The sequence below is a fragment of the Endozoicomonas sp. ONNA2 genome (assembly GCF_024606365.1).
Taxonomy (GTDB): Bacteria; Pseudomonadota; Gammaproteobacteria; order Pseudomonadales; family Endozoicomonadaceae; genus Endozoicomonas.
In genome coordinates this window covers 1-1,719 of record NZ_JAHHPO010000377.1, presented here as the reverse complement: position 1 = coordinate 1,719, position 1,719 = coordinate 1, and the positions used below count along the sequence as shown (strand labels likewise).

The 1,719-nt window shown below is 56.0% G+C and carries 1 protein-coding gene; it reads left to right on the top strand.

The genetic code is table 11. From position 1 onward, the window contains the following. Positions 1–1,441, top strand: a 1,441-nt coding sequence (locus KDK14_RS06925; RefSeq protein WP_257264305.1) for an ankyrin repeat domain-containing protein, incomplete at its 5' end; no start/stop codon positions are given. Between the last annotated feature and the right edge of the window lie 278 nt (positions 1,442–1,719).

The window sequence follows — 1,719 nt, the reverse complement described above, 5'->3', positions numbered from 1 at the left end:
ATGCCGACAAAACCCGATGCCTTTGGTGAATGAGGACACCAGTGAATCTTATCCGGATAAGAGCTTCCCTGAGCGGAGTTTTTTTTGTGCCTGTGCTGCGGGGGACCTGGAAACGGTGGATAAAATACTGGCAGTCGGCGTCGATGTCAATGTCGCGGTTTTAGAGAATGGTACTACTGCCTTGATGCAGGCAGCTGAGAACGGGCACAAGGAGGTCGTCGAGCGCCTGATCAAGAAAGGGGCAAAACTCAACGCTGCCAAGACTTCGGATGGTGCCACCGCGCTGTTCATGGCAGCCGAGGCGGGCAATATTGGCTGTCTGCAAACCCTGATCAATGCCGGGGCGAACCCCGGCATCCCCCGGACTTCGGATGGTGCAACACCACTGTGCATCGCTTTCTGGTTCGAAAACACCGGCTGCAGCCAGACTCTGGTCGCGGCCGGGGCGAAAAAAGACGACGCTTTCTATCAATGGGTATTTTTTGATGCTTGTCACAAGGGAGATTTGGCACAGGTAAAGAAGTCACTGGCACAGAGAGTCAACGTGAATGCTTTCATGAGACATGGTTTCACCGCTTTGATGTTGGCCTGTGAAGGCGGGCACGGGGCAGTTGCCGAGTTCCTGATCAACGCCGGGGCAAAGATCAATGCCACCACCAATACCGATCGTGTCACCCCGCTGTGGATTGCTGCCCACCATAATAACATCGCCTGCCTGGAAGCCCTGGCCAGAGCCGGGGCGAATGTCAACGCTGCCACAGTGAAGGGTAACTCCCCGCTTATGATCGCTGCCCATCAAGGTAACATTGACAGCGTGACGACCCTGATCGAGAAAGGGGCGGATGTCAATGCCGCCTCGGCTGAGGGCTTAACCCCGGTGCACCATGCAGCCAAAAAGGGCGATATCGGCTGCCTGAAACTCCTGCTCAATGCGGAGGCGAACCCCAACACCGCGGACAACTTTCGGGAAACCCCACTGTTCAAGGCTGCCCGGTATAACAATCCCGCTTGCCTCAAAGCCCTGCTCGCCTGGAAGGCAGATCCCAATGCTGCCAACGAAAACGGGTGCACCCCGCTACACATTGCAACCAGTGAAGGTAACGTAGAATGCCTGAAAATCCTGATCGAGGGCAAGGCGAACCTCAATGCCATCCTGAACAATGGCTACACCGCGCTGATCATCGCTACAATCAGGGGCAATGCCAACTGCCTGCACCTCCTGCTCACTGCCGGAGCGGATCCCGACCTTGCCGACCCGGGTGGAGCCACCCCGCTTCACATCGCTGCCTTCAGGGATAACCTGACCTGCCTGTTAATCCTGATCGAGGGCACGGCGAACCTCAATCCCACCCTGACCGATGGCACCACCCCGCTGGAAGCCGCTAAATCCTGCAATAACATCGCCTGCGTAAATGCCCTGACGAGGGCCGGGGCAAAGTAAAAAACAAGGTATTGTGCTGTCTGGTAAACACGGGTTTCCTGGCTTCTGAGTTTTTAAAATGGGTGATCAGTCCCTTGACAATTCTCACTACCAGCTCTGCCGGTCATAGGTAATTGGCTCAAAGCCATTCCCCGAACTCTGCCAGCATATGGTCTCTGACCACCTGTTGCCAGCCATCCGCTGTGGTTTTGCCTCGTAATTCCTGCAGGCTGGTTTGTGCTATCCGGGAGGCTGTCCGAGAATAGACTGCCCTACGCGGCAACTGCTCCTGCGTTGCT